Consider the following 22,205-nt stretch of genomic DNA (forward strand, 5'->3'; position numbering starts at 1 on the left):
CTAAGTTAGCTGGATTTCGCTTTTTTAAATGGGCGCTTTTTAGCGCCTGTTTTGTTTTTAGGCTGCTGTTGGTTGTGCAAACCTGGCTGATTTTTAGTAAAACGAGTTGCAGCCTTCTGGTATTGACCAGGTTTCTTTTTTTGGGTCTGACCTGGTGGTACTAAATGATTTGCTCCGTTACCAATTAAGCGGCTTAATCCCATCTTTTTAAGCGCTTCACGAATAATTGGCCAACCATTTTCGTCATGGTATCTTAACAAAGCTTTGTGCAAGCGACGTTGACGGTCTCCTCGTGGAATAAACACCTTTTCACTTTTGTGAGTGACTTTATGCAAAGGATTAGACTCTGTGTGATACATAGTGGTTGCATTTGCCATTGGCGATGGATAAAAGTTTTGCACCTGATCTAATCTAAATTTATTTTGTTTTAGCCACAGCGCCAAATTGACCATATCTTGATCGGTTGTGCCAGGATGCGACGAAATAAAATAAGGGATTAGATACTGCTCTTTTCCTGCTTCTTTAGAGTATTTGTCAAATAGCTCTTTAAATTTGTAATAAGTGCTCATACCTGGCTTCATCATTTTATTTAATGGCCCTTCTTCGGTATGCTCAGGTGCAATTTTTAAATAACCACCAACATGATGTTGCACCAATTCTTTTACATAGTTTGGATCTTCTACGGCAAGATCATAACGCACACCTGAAGCGATGAGGATCTTTTTAATGCCTTTTACAGCACGAGCTTTACGGTACAAATTAACCGTGGGGCTTTGGTCTGTATCCATGTGACCACAAATATCGGGCCACACACAAGACATCCGGCGGCAAGTTTGCTCAGCTTTAGGATGTTTACAGCGCAACTTATACATGTTAGCTGTTGGTCCCCCCAAATCAGAGATAACGCCGGTAAAACCTGGCACTTTATCGCGAATTTGTTCAACCTCTTTGATGATAGATTCTTCGGAGCGGCTTTGAATAATTCGACCTTCGTGCTCTGTAATAGAACAAAAAGTACAGCCGCCAAAACAGCCTCGCATGATATTCACCGAGGTTTTTATCATGTCGTACGCAGGTATTTTTGCTTTGCCATAACTTGGGTGTGGAACCCGAGCGTACGGCAGATCAAACACTGCATCCATTTCTGAAGTCTCTAGCGGATAGGCGGGCGGATTAATCCAAACAATGCGGTCACCATGGCGCTGTACTAAAGCCCGTGCACACCCTGGGTTAGTTTCTTGATGTAAAATACGTGAGGTATGTGCGTAATAAGTTTTTTGCGCGCGCACCACATCATAAGGGGGTAAATTAACATATGTCATTTCCCACGGCCGCCGAGTTTTAGCAGGCTGAATTTGCACAACTTTAGCTTCTTGCGGGTTGGCTTCGCTTTGTTTGCTGTCACAGCTTGATTCTTGAATCATTTCGTAGGGGCTGGGAATAGGATCAATTTTACCTATTTGATCAACTTCGGTTGAATCAACGCCAAACCAACCTGGTAATGGCTCTTTTCGGAGCACAGCGGTACCGCGAATATTTTGCATTTCGGCTAAGGTTTCACCAGCAGCAAAACGGTGCGCAACTTCCGCTAGTGGTCGTTCAGCGTTGCCAAAAATTAGCATATCCGCTTTTGAGTCAAACAATACTGAGCGGCGCACTTTATCTGACCAATAATCATAATGCGCAATCCGCCTTAAACTCGCTTCTATGCCACCAATCACAACGGGTACCTTAAAAGCTTCTTTACACCTTTGAGTATAAACAGTAACCGCACGATCAGGACGTTTGCCCCCAACATTCCCCGCAGTATAAGCATCGTCATGGCGCAACTTACGATCTGCGGTATACCTGTTGATCATAGAATCCATGTTGCCCGCGGTTACGCCAAAAAATAGTTTTGGCTCGCCCAGTTTCATAAAGTCTTTTTTGCTCGTCCAGTCTGGCTGTGAAATGATACCCACTTTAAAACCTTGCGCTTCTAGCATACGGCCAATTACCGCCATACCAAAACTGGGGTGATCAACGTAAGCATCCCCCGTGACAATAATAATGTCACACTGAGTCCAACCGAGCTGTTTCATTTCTTTGCGAGACATGGGTAAAAAAGGTGCCGCTTGCGCAGCATGCACACCATCAGTGTAAGAAAATAGATCACGCTCAGCGCGCATTCTTTGCATATGTTGTTTGGCTACCATAATTAACCCGCTTGACTACCAAAAATGGGGCGGCAGTTTACCAGATAGCCAACTTGAATAAAATCTTTGATCTATTGGTTAAAACGAGGCTTAATAGTAGATTAAAGTTAAAAAACTTAGGTGGTGTATGCGCTATTTTGTCTTCTGGTGTTTATTTACGTTTAGTGCCAATAGCTTAGCTTGGCAAACCCTATCACAAAGTCGGTTTGCTTCGCCGGAAGAACCATTGCAAATAAAATTTACTCAAAGTGAAATAAAACAAATAGACGAGTTAAAAAGCTTAGCCGCAAACGAGTTTATTCAAATACAGCTACCCACCAGCGATATACAACCACTAACTTTTATCCTCTCGCGCAGCGAAATACTGCAAAATAACCTCGCCAAGCGTTACCCCAACTTGCATACTTTTAGCGGACACCAAGTTAATCAACCTGATAACTTAATCGTGTTGACCTTGGCAGACTCAGGACTAATTGCCGATTATCAAGATCAGCATCTAAGCTGGCGACTGACTCAGCAAAGTTCAGATGTTTTTGATTTGCAAATGCAAACCAGCAAACCGTTAATGACTGATAAAATATTCAATGAAATCCCGCAAATTGAACTCGCTGCGCGTGGCTCGTTACAAAAACCCGAGCAACTGATTCAATACCGTTTAGCCGTAGCAACCACGTCAGGTTACAATCAGCTTTTTGATAACAATAAACCCCGTATTTTAGCACAGGTGGTTAATACCATAAGTCGGGTAAATCAAGTATTTGAACGTGATTTGGGCATTTCTTTAGTACTAGTGGATAACACAGATTTATTATTTTTTACCGATCCGGCTAGCGATCCATTTAGCGATCAATCGAACGAATTTGAAAACGATTTAGATGTATTGCAAAACCAGATAGATAACCGCATTGGTAGCGAAAACTATGATATTGGTCATCTGTTTGGCACTGCGGGTGGTGGGCTTGCACAAGTGGGAAGCGTTTGTGTTGAGTCCTATAAAGCACAAGGAATTTCGGCCTACCCTCAACCTTTTGGTAACCTGTTTGCAATTGATTATGTTGCTCATGAAATTGCCCACCAGTTTGGTGCTCATCATACCTTTAACGGTACTGCCGGCAATTGTGGTGCAGTAGGCGCTAGAAGCCCAGATGATGCCTACGAGTTAGGTAGTGGTGTCACTATAATGGGTTATGCGGGTCTTTGCCAAGAAACTTTCAAAACAGAAAATGTGCAATTTTCGTCTATCTCGGCCTTTCATGCCCACAGTATTGATGAGATAAACCAATTTGTGGACTCGGGCTTCGGCCGCACCTGTGGCAATGTTATTAACCAAGACAACAATGCCCCTGAAATTACTTCAATACTAACCACCAAAACCATTCCTGCGCTAACACCATTTATACTTGAAGCCAAGGCTACCGATGCCGATAACGACAGCTTAAGTTATAGTTGGGAGCAATACAATTTAGGCAGCGAAACCGAATCGTATGAAGATTGGCAAGATGCAAAAAGTGGCCCCCAGTTTAGAAGTTATCTGCCTTCCGAAAACCCAACCCGCTTTTTACCCAGGTTAGAAAAAATTGTATTTAACAGCATCAACAGAGATGAGCTCCTTAGTGCATCAGAACGTGACTATCGGTTTAAGTTAACGGTACGTGATAATAAAGGCAGTGTAGCGCAAACCACTCAAAGGGTATCGCTGGATGCCAATAGCGGGCCTTTTATCGTTACTGAACCTGCCGACGATATAGAGTTAGTAGGTTTACAAAATCTGCTCGTTAAATGGAATGACGCAAACACCCGTTTTTATTGCAAACAAGTAGACATCTGGTTGGATACTGCCAGTGAACTGACCTTTGACTGGCTGTTAGCCGCTAAGGTGGATAACAATGGCGAATATAAGGTATCGTTACCCAACATTCGTGTTTATGATGGCCATGTTATGGTGGCCTGTAGTCAACGCAGTTTTTTTAACATAGCATCTGGTGCTGTGACTATAGTGCTAGATGAAAGCTCACCAACCTCAGCAAAACCCAGTTATCCGACACCTACAGAATTAGCAAACGCCACTAACAGCTCTAGCGGCGGTAGTAGCAGTGCTTTTACCCTAGGTATTATTTTACTTATTTTAATTCGCCGCCCCTTGAAACTGTCATAAAAGTGCATATTTAGTTAACAGGCGGGCTTGATGTTTAGGTTTAAAAGCCTTACACTCCCGCCCTACTTTGAGAGTTTCCCTGATCAGGGGCCGATTAGGATTCGACGGATTTCTAAAACTCCAAGGTGCATGCCGTGGGGCGGTTGGCCACGTAAAAAGCCGCAAAAAAATAGTCGCAAACGACGAAACTTACGCTTTAGCAGCTTAATAACCTGCTAGTAGCACTTCTGCCCTAGCTTCCGACTGTAAGACGGGGAATCACAGGAGTTCAAACCCAAACAGTATAGTGTGGATGCTCCCACCTGAGAGCTGAAGCATGAAATCTAATTCAGGTTAGCTTGGCAGTGGCGTGTTTGTTCGCAGCTACCAAGTGAAATTAAAAACAAACTAAGCATGTAGTACCGAGGACGGCGGTTATTCGGACGGGGGTTCAAATCCCCCCGGCTCCACCACCATCACTTCCATACACGTCCAACAACATCCAAAAACACCATAAAAACCATATATTTAAGATATATTCAGTCCAGTAATGTCCAAGGAAATCCGTGGGCAACCAGAACATTTAGTATTCCTTTTAGTATTCCAGATTTTGTATTAGAGTATTTGGAATACAAAAGCGTAAAGGGAACACAAATGGCTAGAAAAACCACCAGCTTATCGGCAACAGAAGTCAAAAATGCCAAACTCAAGGAGAAAGACTACGTCCTTTCCGACGGCAATGGTTTGCAATTACGGATTAGAAGCAATGGCTCACGACTTTGGAACCTTAATTACATACACCCTCATACGAAAAAGCGAGTGAACATTGGGCTAGGAACCTACCCGGCAGTCTCACTAGCTGATGCAAGAACCCAGACTATCGAATATCGATCTTTACTGGCTAAGGGTGTAGATCCCAAAAGTTATAGAAACTCCAGCATTGCAAACAATAAACAATTAACAGAGAACAAACTAATTATGATTGCACGCCGGTGGTTTGATTTAAAGAAAGATGAAGTAACCAAAGACTACGCTGAGGATATTTGGAGATCGCTGGAAAACCATATATTTCCAACGCTTGCCGATACACCGATCAACCAGATTACAGCACCAGAGGTAATCTCTATATTAAAGCCACTAGAAGCCAAAGGAAGCTTAGAGACAGTAAAAAGAGTGACACAACGATTAAATGAAATAATGGTTTATGCTGTTAACTCTGGACTTATCCCAGCAAACCCACTAACAAACATAAGAGCAACCTTTAAAAAGCCTAAAAAAGAGTCGATGAAATCAGTGCCACCAACTGAGTTGCCTAAACTTATGCTGGCTATCCATACTGCTAGTATAAGGAAAACAACACGCTATTTGATTGAATGGCAACTGCATACCATGACACGCCCAATAGAAGCGGCAACTACACGATGGGAAGAAATTGATTTAAAAAATAAAATATGGCGTATACCGGCTTCTAAGATGAAAAAACGGAGAGACCATAGTATCCCATTAACTGACCAGTGTTTGGCGCTTATAGAGGCTATGAGGCCCATTAGCGGCCATAGAGAATATGTGTTCCCTGCTGACCGTAATCCGCGGTCGCACACCAACAGCCAAACTGCTAATATGGCTTTAAAAAGAATGGGTTATGAGAACAAATTAGTCAGTCACGGATTGCGCTCGATAGCCAGTACAGCACTAAACGAACATGGCTTTGATCCGGATTTAATAGAATCAGCGCTAGCGCATGAGGATAAGAACCAGATTAGAGCGGCATATAACCGTGCCGAATATATTGAAAGGAGAAGGGAAATGATGTGCTGGTGGAGTGACTATATAGAAAAGGCGTCAAATGTAAATGTTTCTATTAAATAGCATTAATTGAATAAGTGCAGACTAATGTGTGTTCAATGGATAAGACAGAACTCAGACAAAAAATGAAGAGCTCTGGAGAGCAGAGTGTCAGCAAATTGCTGGAAGATAACTCGGCGCCCTTCAAGCTTGCTCTATGTCGGCTACCTATAACAGACTAATTATACCCATATTGCTTAAAGACATTACCTAAAAACTCTGTTAGATTTTTCGAGTAATTCTACACCCTTTTACCTCAGGAAAATGACTGCTGCCTATGTTTTCGAAGCTATATTTACAGCGTAGACTCTCAAATGAAGACAAGACTTTCTCAGAAGTAGAGCTCTTAGCTATTTCAAATTACGTTGTCGTGTTAGCCGAACCTGGAAGTGGTAAAACCGAACTTCTTGGAAGTTTGGCTCAACAGTTGGGTACATCTTCAGTTACCGCAAACATGTTCGTACAATTAGGCGCTAGACACGAGAATTCACCACTTGTTATTGATGCTTTTGATGAACTGGCCAAAATTGATCAAAGTGGCATTCATAAACTTCTGGCAAAGATAACGATGGCAAAACCCACTCATGTCATTATTTCTAGCAGATCTAGTGAGTGGGATATATCTGCCACAAATGCAGTTAAGAATTTTTTGGGAATTGAACCATTGGTGGTTAGGCTCTGCGAGTTCGGTGATTCTGAGCAACGTGCGATCTTTGAGCACCATGCACCAGGAGAAGAGTTCACTAGATTCTATTCAGAAGTATGTAGATTTGATCTGGAAGCCCTTCTGCCTAATCCTCAGTTCCTGAAAATGTTTGCTGACGCTTATCTTGAAAGCGAAAGAAACTTTGCAGATAAACAATCTATCTTCAAACTTGCAGTGGAACGTTTAGCTAGAGAAGTAAGTCAAACGTCCTCAAGAACCAGCCTATCACTTTCCGCAAGTCAAAAAGTCGATATTTCGTCAGAGGTATTTGCCAAACTGCTATTGTCTGGAGCAGAAGGAGTAAGCGTCAGCGAAATCGAAGAAAACCGCATATATCCTTTACTTACATCACTTGCTGGTAATGATCCATCAGTTTTCAATGTCCTTGCGACTCGGCTTTTCAAGCCAGGGGAGAGTACTGACCAACACCGTCCAGTCCACAAAATCGTAGCTGAGTATTGTGCAGCTGCCCACCTTGCAAAGCGAATAGTAGACCCAGCAGATGCTCTAACACTACATCAATGCCTACCAATTATTGCGCCCAATTCTACCGTAAGAGATGAACTTCGTGGGCTACTGGGCTGGATGGCTGCTTTGGGGAATAAGGCTGTCCAGCATGCGGCAATTGAACTCGACCCTTACGCAGTCCTTGCAAACGGAGACCCCTCTCAGCTAGCCCCGTCATCAAAGCAATTACTTTTGACTAAACTGAAGGAAATCGAGGAAACGGATCCATATTTTAGGAGAAGCGATTTTTCGCGTAGGTTTAGTGTTGCAGGCTTTTTCACAGAAGATATTATCGTAGATATCAAAGCACTGCTTAACAGCCAAGGAGATGGGCAACTACGTAATTTAATTCTTGAACTATTGATTGAATCTCCAATCGCTCACTTATTGATAGATGAGTTACGTCAGATCTTCTTGCATCCTCAAGAGGACAAGTATAATCGTATTTATGCAATTAAATGTCTTTTGGGTTGTACCACCTATGCGTATGAATCAGACTTAACGAATCTTTTATCTGAAGCCAGTCCAGCATCACTTGAGGTGGTCGCTAAAGGAATGGAGCTCCTTGATTTAAATATGTTTGAGTTATCGTTTCTTGAAACGTACTTTTTGGCTTGTGCAAATTTATATCCAAGCAATAAGCTTCGATTTGAACGAGTGATCGGATCTCGTTATTTTATAAAGTCTATAATCTTCAGATTAAATCAAGAAAACGTTGAGCAACTGTTAGATATACTAACTCGAGGCCTTACCTGTACCTGTGGTTTAAAATCCTATGAATGTGATTGTCGAAACGGGATAAGTAAGATTGTCGGACATATGCTCGACCGTTATTTTGATATAGCGCTACCACCATATGAACCACTACGTGTTTGGAGCTGGGTTAAAAATTTAAACTTTCATGAAAGTATAGGGCCCCAACATAGTACTTCTGTAAAAGTTCTATATGAAAACAGAGAGTTGAGACAAGGGATTCTCTCGCATGTTTTTGCTAAATTAAATGATCGCGAAATAATATTTGATACCAAGATGCATAAGTTCCATCTTCAATCGCACTCAGGCCTCCCTTTATGCCTTGAGGACCACAAGTATATAGTTGATCTAGCATTTTATAAAAATAACCCTGAGCTATGGGTAAGTTTTATTGCAAGACACAACAGGCTCCGTTCTGCTGAGGAAAGAGGTCCAGATAAGTTTCGACGTCACATGCGAGTTCAAGCATTGGAGAAGCCGATGCTTATGAGAGAATGGGCTAAATTTAACAGAGCTGATTCGCTATCTGCAAAAGAAGCGTATAGGCGATGGGTAACTAAAAGTAATCGAATGTCTCGGCGAAAAAATAAGAGACAAAATGAAATTTATGCCGAAAGTACACAATATATCCGAGAAAATAGAGAGCTTGTTGAAAGTGGGCGTCATTGGAGTTTTTTAGTTCAATTTGCGCAGACCATACTTACAAAACCAAAAGATATTGCTCTGAAATTTGGCGATACAGAAATTGTGAAAAACGCTCTCAGGAATTGCCTCGAATTCATAGAACCACATGTCCCTGACTTGAATAAACTGGCCGAGTTGCGATGTTCCTCCACTGGGTTATATGTTGAAACAATACTTTTTGCTTCTTGTCTTGAAATAATGCGGAAAAATGGCAATCTAAACAGAGTTAAACCAAGATTACTCCTTGCTCTAAAGACCAACTTAGATTTTCCTTATGATGCGGTTGATGAAACCGAGTACGACGTTCTAAAAGCAGAAGTTAATCACTTACTGTTCCCTAATAATGAATCCATTGAGCAGTATCTCCGTTCTTATGTCGAACCGCAGTTGGCAAATTCTCAGTGCTCTCATCCGAGAATAGATATGTTGAAGTATGATGAAATATTCACTCCCTTGCGGGCAAAGCTGTCAATTGAATGGCTTGAACGTTTCGATGAGTTAGGTTTTTCCGCACTTGATACGCTGTTCGATCTCGCAATGCAGTTTGGAGACAGAAATATACTTAATGACATCATTCGGACCCGCTGTTCTGATTATTTATCTAAATTCCCTGAACAGACAAATGATGAAAACATCGAACAAAAACGTAAGTTTTGGTTCGTTAGAGCTTTCTATTTTCTGGATTTACAAGTAGCGAAGCCATATTTTGATTGGCTAAAAAATGATAGAGACTCACTACTTTTGTTTGAGGGGCACTCAAGTAAAATGAATCGAGATAGTTCTTCTTACTGGCCAAATCTGACATCCACTAAAATAGAATTAATTTTAGTAGCTTTCTTTCATCAATGGCCGAAGGTTCACCTCCCTAGCAGTTGGGGAACTGGAAGTCCAAAAGGAGAAACTGCATATCGTTTTCTTACTGACATTATTTGGTCAATAGGCAGCGATGTCCCTGATGAAGCAATTCCCGTCCTTAATCGCCTTATTCAAGATCACATTTTTAGTGATATTCAGAGAGAGTTGAAAAGCATAAAAGCTGAGCAGCTGCGGAAAAAGTCACTGAGAGATTTCGAGCCACCTACTCCAGAAAAAATTGTGGATTTATTGGACAATAACGCTGTTGTTACAGTGGAAGGATTACGACAACTTGTTCTTCAAAAATTAGAAGACTATCAGAAGGATATAGATGGAGGAGAATTCAATGCTGCTACGCGATATTATACGAAAGATGATAACGGGAAAGTTATACACCGAAATGAAGTTAGCTGCGTTGAGATAATTGCCGAACGTCTGAACTTAGTACTTTACCCCCAAAGTATTGCTATTTCGCGTGAACATCAGACTAAAAATCAAAATAGAATTGATATAACAGCAGCGAAAATGATTGAAGGTAAAAGACGACTACTTGTAATTGAAGCTAAAGGGCAATGGCACAAGGATTTGTATACAGCAGCTTCCGCTCAGTTGTATCAACGCTATTCAATTCACCCTGATGCAGAACAGCAGGGTATATATCTTGTCATATGGTTTAGCGCTAATGAAGATATTGCTGGGCGTAAAAATATTGGAATTAACTGTGCTCAGGATCTCAAATTAAGTATTGAAGAAAAGTTACCACCAGAGATCAAAGGGCTGATAGATGTATTTGTCTTAGATGTCTCGCTTTCCTAAAGCGTAACCGTCGGTCAAACCACACCTACACAAAACCATTTAATGACTTCAGGCTTATTTCTATAACTATTCCGAGAAGCCAAAATGTCGAACCCAAAAACAGAGGTCAGAAGGTTACCAAAACCGGTCAAGTTAATTGTCGCCTAATATTACACAGAATCTGTTACAGGGTCCTACACTATAGAAGCTACTTTTTAGTTATTTTTGGCCCGAAGTAAACAATTTGAATGTCTTTTTGCTCTGGCAATATAGGCCACTCAAAATATACTCTGACTTGAGGTGTCTTAATTTTCCCATGAAAACTGTACTCCCTCTTAGTTCCATCTCTACTGTCTAAAAACCTAAGTTTACTTTGGAACGCCCTTTTGTCTTGAGCTGTTTCATCAGAAAACCACGCCTTATCTCCTTGAAAAAACTCTCTCACAATACAATTCGTTCGCTCAGTCCGGTTTCCTTGTTCATCCCTACTAGCCAAATACTCCTCTAAAACACGGCATAACTCCCGCATCCTGTCATAAACGGTCTTGTTATACGGCATGGTATTGATTTGCTGCAACAAACTAGTTGAAAAAACCAGGCTTGTAAAGTCTTTAGCTAACCTTTCTATGGCTTCTTGCCAATTAGTCGGTTCTGGCAAAGATGTTTTGCAAGAATCTAAAAGTTGCTTACAAGTCCAGAGGTTATCAATGTCATAAGTTCCCTTTACGTCTTCTGGTATACCATGTTTAACTTGCAAAGGAGTAACATCATAACGCCCAGAAAAGCTAAAAGAAGCAACATGCTGCAAAATGATCGACTTTCTCGCACATTCTCCTAACCCATGATCTGTTACATCAATATTACTATACTCGAAATAATCATCTTCATTTTCTGTTCTGCGATCACACCAGAAAGGCCCCATTTTACTTACCCAAGACATAATTTGATTTTTTAAGTCTCTAGGTGCTTCAGTAAGAACCAATTGTGAAAAGTTTTTATTATTACAAACTGGTAAGGCCTGACTTCTCTAGACACCTACTATCTGTTTAAATTCATCTGAATATCGGATACCTTTACCCATGATTTTCCTCTTTATGGTTCCAGTTACATTTTTACCATAAAAAGTGTCCGGGAATCTCAGGCCTTACCAGTTTCAGATCTGTTTATTCAGTTAGTGGATAGAATTATCCGAGTTACTCTTCCATTTACTATGTTTCCTAAAATCGACGACATTCGGGCTATTGGCGATTGCCTCATCGATCACTGCCTGATCATTTTTCTCTTCACGACGTTTTTGGTACTTTTTTCGTATGACATTAGGAATCAAAACAAATGATGCCCAGAATGAAGCTTTTGCGACATCATAAATAGCACTTTCAATGTACGTCCGAAAATTCTCGTCTCCAACAACCTCTACAGCATAAGCAATAAATTCATTGTATATACTGCCGTCTCTTGCCGATCTTAATGCCCAGACGACTCCACTTCGACCTTCTTCGTACAAAGGCAGATCTAAGTCCTTAGTGGCTTGTTCCAACTCTGACAAAGCGATCATTGTAGTGTCTAATATCAACGAAGAAACAATGCCTAACTCTTTAAGCTCACTGTAATATCCTGTAGTGAAAAGCGCACCAAAATCCCTCTCATAAGGTAATTCGGTTTTAAATGTGATCGTGGCTAGTTCTTGAGTATTAGCAAGTCGAGAAACTTGAGAAGCGCGATAGAGTTTTTTATTTCCTAATAGCAACGGAATTGGTTCAGATGGTCGCTCATCGTTACTGACGCGACTGGGATTGTTTCTCTTAAAATTCTCAGCCTGCTCAAAAATCTCTTTATACACTTCATCACGATCAATCGGCGGATAACCCCACTCATCGAGCAAAATGATCAGGTCAAAGTGCAATTCAGCTTTGATATCGTCTCGCTTGTTCCAATCCGTGTATTTAGCTTTGTCATCAATGACCTTCTTCACCTCTTTAGATAGGTCAAGCAGCTTCTCTTCGGGATAAGTAAAGTCATACTTATGAGCCAATGAAATGAGAATGTCGTAAAAGGCTTTTTCTTCAAAATCTATTCCCATTTCACCAAACGAGGCCATTTCAGCACGTAGTTCATTGTAAAGGTTAATAATTTCATCAGAAAAATCATTAATGACTTCCGAGCGAAGTACATCCTTTTCATCACGCTCATTGTACTTTTCAACCAACATATTCATTTTCTTAGTGAAATCGACACCTTTCACTTTATTGGTCTTTTTAAACTCGCCAATCGCCTTAGCAAGCATTTGCTGAAGCAATTGAAGTTTCGTATTGGGCTGCTTCACCATCTCCAGTTTGGCGAGATAATCATCATCAAAAATATCAATCTCGCCACCGTCTTTCTCACCCAGCTTAAAGATCTCTTCGACTCCATCACTGATCAGAGCATCTTTGACCAAATCCCTTACTCTGCGGTTCATTTGCTCTACATCTGGCGCACCGCCAGTGGTGATTTTAAATACAATGGTTCGAACCGCTAGATAATAATGAATCTTGTCCTTATGCTCTTTGGTCAGCTCACTGCTACCCACACAAATGTCATAAGCCGATTTAAGACGTTTGGTCAAATCCATAAACGTCTTTTCAAACTTCTTGGTTCTAAGTGCAAAATCAGCAGAGGCATTTAAACAATGTAACTGCTCAAGTGGAGTACCATTGAAATAAGGCTTAGAGTCGAACTTATGGAACAGCCCATCCAATAGGCTCAGGTGATCCTTAACGATAATGACTGACTGTTTAATGTCTTCTAAGTTCTGATCTTGTCCCGCTGTGTATTGGGAAAGAGCAAGGTTCATCTGTTTTTTTATGCCGATGTAATCGACTACCAAACCATTCTCTTTACCTTCAAATTTACGATTTACTCTTGAAATGGTTTGGATCAGATTATGCTTTTGCAAAGGCTTATCAATGTAGATGGTATCGAGGAACGGCACATCAAAGCCCGTTAACCACATATCAACCACAATAGCAATTTTGAAGTTCGATTTACCGTTTTTAAACTGACGATCCAGCTCTTTACGGTACTCTTTGTTACCGAGTTTGTTCCACAGAGCTTTATCATCGTCTTTGTTACGAGTCATAATCATCTTGACTCGTTCCATCGGCTTCACTTTCTTCTTATCACTTTCTGATAGAGTTGCACCGTCCTCACAGACTTTTACCTCATCCCACTCAGGACGAAGCGCAATCAGTTCATTGTAGAACTGATAAGCGATTTCACGGCTGCTACAAACGAACATTGCTTTGCCTTTTTGAGTCGTGCCTTCTTCAACACGGTTCTCATAATGCTCAACAAAGTCTTTCGCTATGGCTTTGATACGCTCTGGGTCGCCCAGTATGGTAGACATACTCGCCATAGCCGTTTTGCTTTTATCTATTTGGTATTCGTTTGTTCCTGCTTCTTCACACTCTTTATAGTATTTTTCGACTTCATCAAGCTGGCGACCATCGAGTAACACTTTTGCTGCTCGGCCTTCATACACAATACGAACAGTAATTTCATCGTAAACCGATTCGGTCATTGTGTAGCTATCGACAACCGCACCAAATACATCCAGCGTTGCGTCAATCGGTGTGCCAGTAAAGCCGACATAAGTAGCGTTTGGTAAAGAGTCGTGAAGATACTTAGCAAAGCCGTAAGTCTTTTTCACTCCGTCTTCTGTGACAGTAATTTTCTGTTCTAAATTGGTTTGGCTGCGGTGCGCTTCATCCGAGATACAAATGACGTTGGTTCGCTCCGTCAGCAGCTCCAAATCTTCAGTAAATTTATGGATGGTAGTCAGGAATACACCACCACTTTTACGCCCTTTCAGGTGCTCACGAAGTTCAGCACGACTCTCTACGCTGATGATGTTTTGATCGCCCACGTAACCTTTTGCATTGGTGAATTGACCCGAAAGCTGATCATCCAGATCAGTACGATCAGTGATGAGAATGATGGTTGGGCTGCCCAACCCGACATCTTTCATCAGTAGACGAGATAAGAACAACATGGTGTAGCTCTTACCACAACCAGTCGCACCGAAATACGTACCACCCTTACCGTCACCACTCACCAGCTTACCGTGCTCATCAAAACACTTCATATGTTGTTTGATATTGGCAAAAAGCTTTGTTGCTGCGTAATACTGAGGATAACGACAAACAATCTTTTCTTGTTTGCTTGAGGTGTCAGGTAAGTAGATAAAGTGGCGTATCACATCCGTGAGTCGTTTCTTGTTAAATAAGCCGCTGATCATCGTAAACAATGAATCAATACCGTCTTTGTCTAGCTTATCTTCACCCGTAATTTTACGCCAAGAGTAATAAAACTCGTATGGGGCAAAATATGACCCCATTTTATTGTTCACACCATCGCTAATCACACACAGAGCGTTGTATTTGAATAGTTCAGGGATATCTCGATCATAACGAGTGGTTAGCTGCTTATACGCATCGTATATAGTCGCTTCTTCACGAATGGCACTCTTAAATTCAAATACCACAAGGGGTAAACCATTGATGTAAAGAATCCCATCAGGGATACGCAACTCATAGCCTTGTATCTCCATTTGGTTAACGATGCGATAGCGGTTGTTCTCTAGGTCAACGTAGTCGAGTAGCTGAATGTATAAATCTTTCTGGCTTGCATCTTCACGCTTGAGCAAAAAACCATCAGAGACAAACTTCATTATGGATTTATTGGTATCGTAGAGATCCGAAGCAGGAAGATACTCAAGCTTATGGATGATTTGCTCTATCTCATAGGCTGTAATACCTTTCGCTTGATAACGTTTGGCTAGAAATTCACGAAGATCGGACTTAATCAGCACATCTTCAGGTGCTCGCTCAATCTCCTCACCACGAGTATGTGGATAGCCTTCTTTCCCTAGCAGTTCAATGATGGCTTGTTCTAGCCTTTCTTCTGTGAATTTCACTATTAGTGTCCCCTATACATCTGCCCTAAGAGAAGGCTTTTTAGCTCAACTAATTTCCCATTTTCTTTGTTAAACACCCTTTGCTGGCGCTGAACCTTCTCAAAAATTTGCTCAAATGATTCTTGTAAAGATTCTTGTGGAATTGGCACTACTACTTTTTCCAAATCACCAATCGTTATCATTGACTGAGCAGAACCACTATCAAGACTTCTAAGATTTTTGAACTTAAGGAAGTAATACAGAAAGCCTTTTCGGACAGATGATTGACATATCGAAGCAACAATACTTAGATTCGTGATAAAAGCCTTTGGAGGAGACATAACAACGTTCCCAGTCCCACTCACCCCTCGGCAAACAATTAAAATTTCGGGATTCTCATACATAAACTCACTGTAGTAACCTCGAATACCATACCCAGAGAACACTGGAAACCCTTCGCTGGTAAACTTGTCTGAGTTAAGCATTTTACCGTACTTCATATCGACCAGGGTGCCCAAGTTCCCTATATTCCAGATAGTTGGAACCTCACATTCAAGCTCCTCACTGTACGCTACATCTCCCCCAGAAGACTTATAAGGCTTTCCTTCTAGTTCAGGTTTACCGATGAATTCTGCATATTCTTTAGAGATCGGGAACTCAAAGTCTATAAACCACTGTTTGTAAATAGCTTGAGCGGTATCTTCTAGCTTTTGAATAAGTTGTTCGTTTAGTGCAATACGGTCATTGACGACATTGTATTCACGAACGATTTCACGCTGCTTTTCGATTGATGGGACTGGTAGTTCAACATCACACATTTCTTGCCAATCAAAAATTTCACGAACTGAACCATGAGACTTAAACCGAGCATAGCGATCAAATTCAGGTCGTCTAAACCACATCATCAAATATTCTGGGTCTAGCAGATTTAAGTCTTTAACCTCAAATACAGTATAAGCTTGGGATACCAACGCCTGCTCTAACGAATCAAGCATTGCGATCCCCATTTTATCTCCCCTACGAGATGTATCAGGTACGTAGGTGAATTGATGTTTTCTTACGATTTTGTACTTTTTAAAGTCAGTTCCTACAGTGTTAGCAACAGAATCAATAAACACCTTCTGGGTTGATACACCAAGTAAGTTATCCTTACGGTTTTCTTTATTTCTAGTGTCAACGACCTGAATAAACTGACCTAGTTTTTTATAGTTTGATCTCATAGCCCAGCTCTTTAAAAACATTTAGCAAGTCATTCTTCGATTGTTCTTCTTTTACAAGTAGAGAACCAAAATCACCTCTTAATCTGTTCATCTTGTCATCAAAATTGACATTCTCATCTCTGTTAATGAACTCAATGTATTTACTAGGAACAAGCGAGTAATCTTTCGCTGAAACTTCCGTTTTCTTTGCAGAGTAACAATATTCAGCAATGTCCTTGTAATTCTCTTCCGCCCCCACTTGCTGCCAAGTGTGAAGCGTATTTGCAAAGTCTTGAATGTCTTGCTCAGAGAACTGAACAAACTTTTTCTCAAACGGTTCACCACGTTGACGCAGATCCATAAACAGAATTTCTTCTTCACGGTCACGATAATTACGAGTGACATCTTCGTGCGGAACAATGCGCTCTTTTTTGTTTTTGTTGAGTATCCATAAGGTGACACTGATATCAGTGGTGTAGAACATACTGCGAGGCAAAATAATTACTGCCTCAACTAGATTATTTTCAATCAACTTCTTGCGGATAGCTTTTTCCGTACCATCGCCAGAGAGAGCACCATTTGACAGAATAAAACCAGCTACTCCATTTTCAGACAGCTTGGAAACCATATGTAAAATCCAACCATAGTTGGCATTACCTGTTTGTGGAGTTTCGTAGCCATCCCAACGATGATCATCAACCAGCTCATCGGAAGCTCGCCATTCTTTCTGATTGAATGGTGGATTCGCCATAATAAAATCAGCTTTAAGAGTTTCATGCTGATCATTGGCAAAGGTATCTTTTGCGGCTGCGCCAAGGTTGGCAGAGATACCGCGAATAGCAAGGTTCATTTTCGCTAGTTTGTAGGTTGCGCCTGTGTACTCTTGACCATACACAGAAATGTCTTTCTTATTGCCTTTGTGGTTCTCAATGAACTTCATTGACTGAACAAACATACCGCCCGAACCACAACAAGGGTCATAGATTTTACCTTTGTATGGTTCAATCAGTTCTGCAATTAGGTTAACGATGCTCTTTGGTGTATAGAACTCGCCCTTACCCTTACCCTCTGCAATCGCAAATTTAGACAAGAAATATTCATAGACTCGACCTACCACATCTTCGTGCGGATTCGCTAAAGTGTCGATATTGTTAATCACATCGATCAGCGCAGATAGCTTGCTGACATCCAAACCAAGACGAGAGAAGTAGTTATCAGGCAACGCACCTTGCAGTGCTTTGTTGGTTTTCTCGATGGTGCTTAGAGCTGTATCGATCTTTAGAGCAATATCTTCTTGTTTAGCGTTTTGCTGAACAAAGCTCCAGCGGCTCTCTTCTGGGAGATAAAAGACGTTTTCTTTAGTGTATGCCTGAACTAAATCAACATACTTTTCTTGCCCTGCATCAATCAGATCTTGCTTGCGCTTCTCGAACGTATCGCTGATGAATTTGAGGAAAATCAGGCTTAATACGATGTGTTTGTATTCTGACGATTCAACACTACCACGCAGCTTGTTCGCTGCATCCCAAAGTGTTTCTTCAAATGATTTTTCTTTCTTCTTTGCTACTGCTTTTTTAGCCATTCAACCTTTTCCTAAGATTAAAATAAAAACTATGTATAAGCCTGAACTATCAATAAGCTCACAAATTTGAAAATTCGTAGAGCGACTTATTACTAACTTTATTCTTTTTCTATCCATGCATCGCGTTACTGCACTCAAATTGCTGACTTTTAGCGAATTGAGTTCAGCATATCAAAGCTATTTAAAATAAATTGAATCTATCAACGTATTGAATTAATAAATTTCACTTTTCTTAGATACCATTAGAGAGTATGGAAAAATGAAAGATTATACAATAAGTTGAACATTGTGAGGTGTTAGAAATTAGCAATTTTTCCGTTAAGAAATAAACGAAAAGAGCATCACTGGTTATTTCTTTATGTTTAGCTTCGTTTCTACTTCTGATGGTTCAGGAAATATCTCCGATGGTTTACACCCAAGAACATGAATTATCTCATAAACCCTTTCACATGAGACAGGCACTACAGCCCTTTCAATACGACTCAGGTAACTCGCCTCTATGCCAATCTTTTCTGCTAGTTCAGCTTGAGATATGGAACGCTTCGTTCTCGCAAGTTTAATATTCATTCCAATCAGTTTTTGAACTGGCTGCATCTAAAGATCTCACAACGTAAAACGTAAATATTCTCATATTGCGATACCTCAACCCATGACATATAATGAAAGAAATTAACATATATGTTATTTAATGAACTATTCTATCAATATTTTTTGGTGTAGTAATGACAATAGAACCTCTAATCAAACAAGTAATTTGCATGAAGAATATGGATAGGTTTTCAGTAACAGAAATTCGCGCAGCTTTTATTGCACTTTCTAAATCACGCTAAATAAATGCTTAGTTAAATTTCGACAGACGGATCCGTACCAGACATCCGAGGAGGTCACAACAGGTTATTGGTCGACATTTAGTACTTGGAAGGGTCGCTCAACTAACAGCACTTTTCTATCAGGGACATTTAACTTGCCCAGATTAGCATTCTACTGGTATTTATGATTGTGCTGTTTTTTTGCCTCCTGTTAAATATGAACAGACACAATTCGAATCAGGAGCAGGAAATTACGACGATAATACGTAAATGATAATTAAGTAATTTTTAGTTATCGACTTTTATCACTCAATACCCTTCCCTATTTTCCACCTTATCCATCATCCAATCGGTCACTTCATCTTCCACCCAAGCAACTGACCTGCCGCCTAATGATACAGCCTTAGGAAACTTTTCTTCTTTCATAAATTGGTAAATAGATGACCGACTAAGTGTTGTAATTTCAATAACTTCTTTTAATTTAATAAATCGCATTTGTATGCCCTTGGTTATTTAAGACATACAATGACGCAAACACATATTTGCTAATTTTAGGCCGCTAAAAATCGATTCCAAAAAATTACATTTACATATTACTACTGTGCATTAACTACAATTAGGAGACCTACAATGCACAGTACTCAACCGGTAACTTGCCGATTAAACCTTACATCCGCTGATCAATGCGTGCTTGAGCACGCGGCTAGCATTATCAGCAAGCAATTCGTCCAGTCAGATGTTTTTACCTCTGTCGATTTAGTTAAACAGTTTCTTAGCTGCAAACTGGCGACTCAGCAAAGAGAAGTTTTCAGTGTAATGTTGCTCACAAACCAGCACCACCTTATAAGCTACCAGGAGCTGTTCTACGGCACTATAGACGGCGCAAGCATATACCCTAGGGAAGTTGTAAAACTATGCCTTCAGAGTAACGCTGCGGCCGTTATATTCGCTCATAATCACCCCTCTGGTGTAACTGAACCTTCTAGCGCTGATAAGCAAATAACACAGCGCCTGAAAAGCGCGCTGGGTTTAGTGGATATAAGAGTATTGGACCACTTCATCGTTGGAGCCAATTGTTTTTCTATGGCCGAGCACGGCATGGTGTAAGGAGCAAAAAAATGAATTTAAACATTGACCAAGAATCTCGCTTGCCATTGCCTACTACGATTTATCGGATACTAGGCGATGAAACCAAAAGGCTATCAACCGACATTTCCACAGCACAAGCGATCACATTCAACTTTCGAGATCCGACCTATACGGCTGAAAATGGAGGCTTTCACCCTGTTGAGATCCGGCTAGAGCAAATCGATGGCCGGTGGAAGATGATATACATAACGGATTTTCAATTTGTGGGCTTTCCTTTCCCTGAACTCATTAAAGCAATTGACGTGTGCTTCGGCACCGGTCGTTTGTTTCAGTTTGGGCTTCAGGTATTGGCAAAGTTTCAAATGCGAGAAGTGTTCGAGTTGTTTATTCGCAACTTCATCACTTATTACGAATTGGGGGCTTATGAGGTTGATATCAGCATAGAGCGATAATCCCCCTAAACCGAATCTCTGGCTAACTTCCCAAAATGATAAAACGGGAAGTTTCGAGCCCTTTAAAACGGGGACTTAATGTCTAAAAACCGGCTTTAAGTTCCTTTTTTAGTAAAATACCGAAAAAAAGGAAGCAACTCATGTCTGAAGTTCAAGCTGTAAAATCTGAAGAAATGATCCGACTAATTAGCCATTTATTGGAAATCCGCACCAGCCGACAAATGTCTGATGTTTGGAACATTGGCATAAACCTAGCTCTACGCATTTCTGATTTGCTATCCATCAAGTTTAGCGATATTTGCGATGACCGACTAGTAATTAAGGAGTCCAAAACAGGCAAACTAGCAAACATTCAGCTTAATGCCAAAACGATAACACGCATTAACACAATAAAACAGCAGCACCCGGACCATATATACGTTTTTCAATCATACCGAAACAAACAAGCTCTCAACAACTGCCCTAGACCAATTACTAGAAGAGCCGTATCGATGGCCTTTAGCTCAGTTGGCGAAGAAGTAAAATTGAAGTTAGGCACACATTCAATGCGTAAAACGCGCGGATATATGCTCTATCAGAAGACTAAAGACATCGGGCGGGTTATGAAGATGCTAAGGCATACGTCAGAGTCGGCGACATTGAGATACATCGGAATCACTCAAGATGAAATAGACTGCGACTTTAAGGAACTGGTGCTATAAATGAGTTCGAGTACTGTTTAACTTGATCAGTACTCGATTCCATTTTTTTTTATCTATACATTATTAAAGAAAACTCTATTTTTGACTCATACCAAAATTTCTTGAAGGAACTCCGTACACCTTAGTTTCGTATTTTGCTAAATAAATTAGCCGATTAAGTACGCTCTTCAAAGAGGCCTCAAAGTCGTTAGACATAGGATTCAACCATGCAACTGGTTCATGAGGGAAATGTACTAACGTTTGAGCATGTTCGTAGTCTAATTTAAAAGTGGTAGACCAGGCCATTATTATCAAATGGGATAGGCCTCTGCGGTCTCTAAAATTACCGAGTTCATTATAAGAATCTTTGTTAACAAAAATGGCAACATGGTAATGCGCACGGTTAGATTCATTTCCAATCTCACGTGCCCACAGGTATTTAAATCCTAATGGATATGTCCGCTTGCCCTCACGACGTTTTTTAGTTTGATCTGCTTTCAAACGGTATTTCAATGCCTCTATAAATCTAGAGATTGCAAATGTATGGTCTATTGGCGTATCCCTTGAATATTTGGGTATATGTAAGTCAAACCTAATTACACTTAGTCGTTTATTCTCCTTAAGCGATCTCCCCATTAGTTTATATATGCCATCAAAATATTCATATTTGACATTGTATTTTTTATAACACGGTAACGTTTCAACCGGGATACTTTGCAAATATTTATCAATATTGCAATGGTGGTTTTGATTGTCCATGACGAACTCCTATAACATTTATTGAATTGCCTCTATAGGAGTTGTGGTTGAATTATTTTTTAATTTTCGCTGTAACGTTTATTGCAATTCATAGCTGCTATGAATTGCTATTCGGTTAAGATGCAATAGCACCTCAATAGTGCTATTGCAGAGTGTAACTAGCTACCATAGTGTACAGTCCAATACTAGGCATCCCACACTACATACCACTACGGATATTATATAAGG

General features: G+C 40.5%; 14 protein-coding genes and 1 other RNA gene. 7 read left to right on the top strand and 8 right to left on the bottom strand.

The features are described 5' to 3' along the window. Nucleotides 1-5: 5 nt before the first annotated feature. The gene (locus C727_RS0113630) at nucleotides 6-2,195 is read right to left on the bottom strand and encodes a YgiQ family radical SAM protein (protein ID WP_017446200.1); all 2,190 of its coding nucleotides are present in this window, start codon (nucleotides 2,193-2,195) and stop codon (nucleotides 6-8) included. 127 nt (nucleotides 2,196-2,322) lie between these two features. Between C727_RS0113630 and C727_RS0113635 the strand changes: the two genes are divergently transcribed. From C727_RS0113635 to C727_RS0113650, 4 genes are all read left to right on the top strand, one after another. After that, complete coding sequence (locus C727_RS0113635) at nucleotides 2,323-4,350, top strand: reprolysin-like metallopeptidase (RefSeq protein WP_017446201.1); 2,028 nt, start codon at nucleotides 2,323-2,325, stop codon at nucleotides 4,348-4,350. An 86-nt stretch (nucleotides 4,351-4,436) separates the two neighbouring features. Further along, nucleotides 4,437-4,802, top strand: a transfer-messenger RNA (tmRNA) gene (gene ssrA / locus C727_RS19400). Nucleotides 4,803-4,983: 181 nt separating this feature from the next. Next, a complete protein-coding gene (locus tag C727_RS0113645) occupies nucleotides 4,984-6,198 on the top strand; it encodes an integrase domain-containing protein (protein WP_017446203.1) in 1,215 nt (404 codons plus the stop codon). Between the two features lie 253 nt (nucleotides 6,199-6,451). Next, complete coding sequence (locus C727_RS0113650; protein WP_017446204.1) at nucleotides 6,452-10,495, top strand: NACHT domain-containing protein; 4,044 nt, start codon at nucleotides 6,452-6,454, stop codon at nucleotides 10,493-10,495. Between the two features lie 187 nt (nucleotides 10,496-10,682). On the opposite strand, the gene C727_RS0113655 is transcribed toward C727_RS0113650, so the two are convergent. The 6 genes from C727_RS0113655 to C727_RS0113680 all read right to left on the bottom strand — a co-directional run bounded on the left by C727_RS0113655 (nucleotide 10,683) and on the right by C727_RS0113680 (nucleotide 19,492). Further along, the gene (locus C727_RS0113655; RefSeq protein ID WP_155949263.1) at nucleotides 10,683-11,414 is read right to left on the bottom strand and encodes a hypothetical protein; all 732 of its coding nucleotides are present in this window, start codon (nucleotides 11,412-11,414) and stop codon (nucleotides 10,683-10,685) included. Between the two features lie 231 nt (nucleotides 11,415-11,645). Next, complete coding sequence (locus tag C727_RS0113660) at nucleotides 11,646-15,428, bottom strand: type I restriction endonuclease subunit R (RefSeq protein ID WP_017446206.1); 3,783 nt, start codon at nucleotides 15,426-15,428, stop codon at nucleotides 11,646-11,648. Nucleotides 15,429-15,430: 2 nt separating this feature from the next. Further along, nucleotides 15,431-16,627: a restriction endonuclease subunit S gene (locus C727_RS19405; protein WP_017446207.1), complete on the bottom strand. Its 1,197-nt coding sequence runs from the start codon at nucleotides 16,625-16,627 to the stop codon at nucleotides 15,431-15,433. Further along, on the bottom strand, nucleotides 16,611-18,188 hold the full coding sequence (locus C727_RS0113670; RefSeq protein ID WP_017446208.1) for a type I restriction-modification system subunit M: 1,578 nt from the start codon (nucleotides 18,186-18,188) through the stop codon (nucleotides 16,611-16,613). The genes C727_RS19405 and C727_RS0113670 overlap by 17 nt, the downstream gene beginning before the upstream one ends. Before the next feature lie 348 nt (nucleotides 18,189-18,536). Continuing rightward, nucleotides 18,537-18,782: a helix-turn-helix domain-containing protein gene (locus tag C727_RS0113675; protein ID WP_017446209.1), complete on the bottom strand. Its 246-nt coding sequence runs from the start codon at nucleotides 18,780-18,782 to the stop codon at nucleotides 18,537-18,539. A 524-nt stretch (nucleotides 18,783-19,306) separates the two neighbouring features. After that, nucleotides 19,307-19,492 (bottom strand): AlpA family transcriptional regulator, encoded by a 186-nt coding sequence (locus C727_RS0113680; RefSeq protein WP_017446210.1) that lies wholly within the window; start codon nucleotides 19,490-19,492, stop codon nucleotides 19,307-19,309. 135 nt (nucleotides 19,493-19,627) lie between these two features. Here C727_RS0113680 and C727_RS0113685 point away from each other — a divergent pair, with 135 nt between their 5' ends. The 3 genes from C727_RS0113685 to C727_RS0113695 all read left to right on the top strand — a co-directional run bounded on the left by C727_RS0113685 (nucleotide 19,628) and on the right by C727_RS0113695 (nucleotide 21,239). Beyond that, a complete protein-coding gene (locus C727_RS0113685; protein ID WP_017446211.1) occupies nucleotides 19,628-20,104 on the top strand; it encodes a JAB domain-containing protein in 477 nt (158 codons plus the stop codon). An 11-nt stretch (nucleotides 20,105-20,115) separates the two neighbouring features. Beyond that, entirely contained in the window at nucleotides 20,116-20,538 is a 423-nt protein-coding gene (locus C727_RS0113690; protein ID WP_017446212.1) for a DUF2787 family protein, read from the top strand. 140 nt (nucleotides 20,539-20,678) lie between these two features. Next, the gene (locus C727_RS0113695) at nucleotides 20,679-21,239 is read left to right on the top strand and encodes a tyrosine-type recombinase/integrase (protein WP_017446213.1); all 561 of its coding nucleotides are present in this window, start codon (nucleotides 20,679-20,681) and stop codon (nucleotides 21,237-21,239) included. A gap of 75 nt (nucleotides 21,240-21,314) precedes the next feature. On the opposite strand, the gene C727_RS0113700 is transcribed toward C727_RS0113695, so the two are convergent. Then, on the bottom strand, nucleotides 21,315-21,977 hold the full coding sequence (locus C727_RS0113700; RefSeq protein WP_017446214.1) for an inovirus Gp2 family protein: 663 nt from the start codon (nucleotides 21,975-21,977) through the stop codon (nucleotides 21,315-21,317). Nucleotides 21,978-22,205 lie beyond the last annotated feature (228 nt).

It is taken from the genome of Gayadomonas joobiniege G7, from assembly GCF_000300815.1.
Classification (GTDB): domain Bacteria; phylum Pseudomonadota; class Gammaproteobacteria; order Enterobacterales; family Alteromonadaceae; genus Catenovulum; species Catenovulum joobiniege.